The organism is Rhodobaculum claviforme (assembly GCF_016653255.1).
GTDB lineage: Bacteria > Pseudomonadota > Alphaproteobacteria > Rhodobacterales > Rhodobacteraceae > Rhodobaculum > Rhodobaculum claviforme.
Genome location: NZ_NHSD01000068.1, coordinates 1 through 4,095, shown reverse-complemented (window position 1 = coordinate 4,095; position 4,095 = coordinate 1). Strand labels below are relative to the sequence as shown.

The window sequence follows — 4,095 nt, the reverse complement described above, 5'->3', positions numbered from 1 at the left end:
GCCCGGACCCTGCCCATAACCTTCCTCGGACAGACCGCCATCACCGCCCCCACCCGCACCACCGCCCGGGCGCTGCTGGTGGCGGCGGCGCTGCTGGGGATGGTCCGGCTGGGCTGGGTGGAGGTGGACGGGCTGACGGTCTTCGAGGCGACGCTGGCAGAGGGGCGGGCCGAGGCCGTGCTGTGCGGGCTGGCAGGGTTCCTGATCGCAGCGCATCTTGTGCAGTGGTGGGGGGACTTCCTGAGTTACCGGGCGTGGAACGTGGTCGGGGCGCAGCCCAGTCCGACGCGAACGGTCGCAGGCCTCGGCAGGAACGTCGAGAACAACAAGCTCAACGCAGTGATCAAAGACGTGCGGAGGCTGATGGACGTGCCCCCAGAAGGATCTCCCGCGTCAATGATGGGGGATGATGCGTGTCATCGCCTGAGCCAGAAGCTTGAAGAACTGAATCAACCCATCGACCGCTTCCGCCTCTACGCCTTTTTCTACGTCTGGCTCTGGTACGGCGCATTGCCCGTCCTCGTGGCCCTTGGTGCCATCGCGTGGTCGCTCCATGGCTGATCTCCCCGACCTCGACCTGCCGGACAATCCGCAGCTGGTGGCCAACATCACGCATTTCGCGCGGGCCCTGCGGCGGGCGGGGCTGCCGATCGGGCCGGGGCGGGTGATCGACGCCATTGCCGCCGTGGCCGCCGCGGGGTTTTCCGAGAAGCGGGATTTCTACTGGACGCTGCACGCCTGTTTCGTCAGCCGCACCGAGCACCGGCAGGTGTTCGCGCAGGTGTTCCGCCTCTATTGGCGCGATCCCCGGTATCTGGAGCACATGATGTCGCTGATGCTGCCCGCCCTGCGCGGCGCGCAGCAGGAACGGATCGCGGCCCCGGCGGAAAAGCGCGCCGCCGAGGCACTGCTCGACGGCCTCGGGCCGCGCCCCCCCGAGCGCACGGAGGACGACGACGACACCGAGGTGGAGATCGACGCCTCCGCCACCGCCTCGGCCAGCGAACGGCTGCGCACGCTGGATTTCGAGCAGATGAGCACCAGCGAGATCGCCGCGGCACAGGCCGCCATCGCGCGTCTGGCGCTGCCGGTGCGCCCCCTGCCCGCCCGCCGCCTGCATGCCGACGCGGCGGGCCGGCGCGCCGACGGAGCCGCCACCCTGCGTGCCGCGATGCGCCGGGGCGGCGAGGTCGCGCGCATCGCCCGACGCTCGCCCCGCCCGCGGTGGCCGGATCTGGTGGCGCTGTGCGACATCTCGGGATCGATGTCGGTCTATTCGCGGGTGGTGCTGCATTTCCTGCATGCGCTGTCGGCGCGCCCCGGGCGGGGCTGGGGGCAGGTGCAGGCGTTCACCTTCGGCACCCGGCTGACGCCGATCACCCGGCATCTGGCGGCGCGCGACGTGGATGCGGCGCTGGCGGCGGCCGGGGCGCAGGCGCAGGACTGGCAGGGTGGCACCCGCATCGGCGCCTGCCTGCGGGCCTTCAACCGCGACTGGTCGCGCCGCTGCCTCGGGCCGGGGGCGGTGGTCCTGCTGATCACCGACGGGCTGGACCGCGACGACCCGGCCCTTCTGGGCGCCGAGATGGAGCGGCTGCACCTGTCGGCCCGCCGCGTGGTCTGGGTCAACCCGCTGCTGCGCTGGGAGGGCTTTGCGCCACGGGCCGCCGGGATTCGCGCCATGCTGCCGCATGTGGACTGCCTGCGCGCGGGCCACTCGATCGCGGCACTCGAGGATCTGGCGGCGGTGCTGTCGCAGACCGGCGACGCAGGGGAGAAGCCCCGCCTGATGGCAGCACTGCGCGCCGCTGCGGGGTGATGCGCGCACCCTGAACGGCGGCCAGAACCGGGGGAGGATCGGCAGCACGCGGGGGAGGATGGGGGGATCGACAGCCCGGCGCAGTGCGCCCCCGACCGCGCGCCGGGGCGCTGAGCCGCCGCCGCCAGCCGGTCCGGAGGCTGTCTGGCGCGCAGGCCTGCCCGTCCGACAGGCCCCGACCGCCCGTGGCGCCGTCGGGCTGCGCGCAGCTCCCTTGCGGCCCCCTCGGCGGCGCTGTCCGGAGCATCGCGGGGGTGCGCCACGATCCGCCGCCACGGTGCCCCGGCCGCACCCGGGTCCAGCCGCTGTGCACCCGGGCTTCCTCCGGATCGCGACGAAGTACGGGCCCGCCCGCAGGGACGCGGGCGGCTCCTGTCGCCCCTACCGCAGCGGCGCGGGCATTATCCCGCCGCCGGTGGCCCGCCCGACGCGTCGCACCATCCCGCCGCGGCCTGTGCGGCGCAGCCGTGCCGGGCGCCGTCAGCGCTGGTGGATGTTGCGCCCCGGCGCGGGCTCGATCAGCGGATAGCCCGCGTCGGGCGCACCCATGGCGGGCGGGGCTGCGCGCGGGCCACTGTGCTCGGCCAGCCAGCGGCCATAGGCCGGCCACCACGAGCCGTCCTGCGGCGGATGATCCGCCAGCCAGGTGTCGGGGTCCATGTAGCGGCTGCCGGTCCGCCGGTGGCCGATGCGATAGTGCCGCCCGGCATGGCCCGGCTCGGACAGGATGCCACCGTTGTGCCCGCCGCGGGTCAGCACGAACCGCAGGTCCGCGTCGGTGAACAGCTTGGTCTTGTAGACCGACCGCCAGGGCGCGATGTGGTCGGCCTCGGTGGCGACCACGAACATCGGCGCGCGGATGTCCTTGAGCGCGATCACCCGCCCCTCCACCGCGAATCGTCCGGCCGTCAGGCGGTTTTCCAGAAACAGCCCCCGCAGGTACTGCGAATGCATCCGCGCGGGCATCCGGGTGGTGTCGCCGTTCCACACCGTGATGTCGCTGGGCATGTCGCGCAGCCCCAGCAGATAGCGGCGCACGTTGCGGGTGTGGATCAGGTCCTCGGCCCGGATCGCGGCAAAGGCAAAGGCCATCTGCGGGCGGTCCAGATACCCTTGTGCCCACATCATGTCGTCGAGCAGCGCCACCTGGCTTTCATCGAGGAACAGCAGCAGCTCGCCCGCCTCCATGAAGTCCACCTGCGCGGCCATCAGCGTGACCGAGGCCAGCCGGTCGTCGCCGTCGCGCGCCATCACCGCCGCCGCGATCGCCAGCAGCGTACCGCCCAAGCAATAGCCGTTGGCGTGGATCTTCGTGTCGGGGACGATCGCGCCGACGGCATCCAGCGCGGCCATGATCCCGCGCAGGCGGTAATCCTCCAGCGACAGATCGGCCATCTCGGCGCCGGGGTTGATCCACGAGATGCAGAACACCGTGTGCCCCTGCCCCACCAGCCAGTTGATCAGCGAGTTGTGCGGCGACAGATCCAGGATGTAGTATTTCATGATCCACGCCGGCACGATCAGCACCGGCTCGGGGTGGACGGTTCCGGTCTGCGGGCGGTACTGGATCAGCTCCATGATGTCGTTGCGGAACACCACCTCGCCGGGGGTGCAGGCCAGATGTTCGCCCAGCGCGAATTCGGGCGGGATCGGGCGGGCCTCCTGCGTCAGGGCGCGGGACATGTCGTCGGCAAAGTTGCGGGCGCCCCGGGTCAGGTTGTGGCCCGCCGTCCGGCGCGTGGCCTCCAGGATCTCGGGGTTGAGGAGCGCGGAGTTCGACGGCGACACCCAGTCCAGCGCCTGGCGCACCATGAACCCCGTGCGCGCCGAGGTATCGCCCCGCAGCCCGCGCAGGTCCGCCGTCGCCGCATCCCACCAGTCATGCGAGGCCAGGAACGCCTGCTGCATCAGGCTGAAGGGCGGCTGCGCCCAGCCCTCATGGCTCCAGCGGGTGTCGTATTTCTGCGGGGTGAAGGGGGGCGCGGGGGACATCCCCGACATGACCTCGAGGTTGAAGCGCCACAGCCGGGCTGCGCTGGTGGCCGCATGCTCGGCCAGTTCGAGCTGACGGCCGGGGGCGCGGGCCAGATGCAGGGCCCAGTCGCTCCAGGCCTCGATCACCGCATGGGGCGAGATCCCGCCGGTCAGCCGCGCAAGCGTGGCCATGGTGACCCGGTCGGCCACCTGATGGCGATGGCCGCCGGATGTGCGCTCGCCGCCCGGCGCGCGCGGCGCCGGAGCGGACGGGGGGACCGGAGCGGACGGGGGAGCCGGGG

The 4,095-nt window shown here is 72.2% G+C and carries 3 protein-coding genes; 2 read left to right on the top strand and 1 reads right to left on the bottom strand.

What is annotated here, in order from left to right:
• Both CCR87_RS01120 and CCR87_RS01115 read left to right on the top strand, forming a co-directional pair.
• On the top strand, window positions 1-561 hold a 561-nt coding region (locus CCR87_RS01120), incomplete at its 5' end, for a hypothetical protein (protein WP_201155489.1).
• Window positions 554-1,819: a vWA domain-containing protein gene (locus CCR87_RS01115; RefSeq protein WP_201155488.1), complete on the top strand. Its 1,266-nt coding sequence runs from the start codon at window positions 554-556 to the stop codon at window positions 1,817-1,819. The genes CCR87_RS01120 and CCR87_RS01115, both read left to right, overlap by 8 nt.
• Before the next feature lie 480 nt (window positions 1,820-2,299).
• On the opposite strand, the gene CCR87_RS01110 is transcribed toward CCR87_RS01115, so the two are convergent.
• Window positions 2,300-3,985 carry a PHA/PHB synthase family protein gene (locus CCR87_RS01110; RefSeq protein WP_201155490.1) on the bottom strand — a complete coding sequence of 562 codons (1,686 nt, stop codon included), beginning with the start codon at window positions 3,983-3,985 and terminating at the stop codon, window positions 2,300-2,302.
• Window positions 3,986-4,095 lie beyond the last annotated feature (110 nt).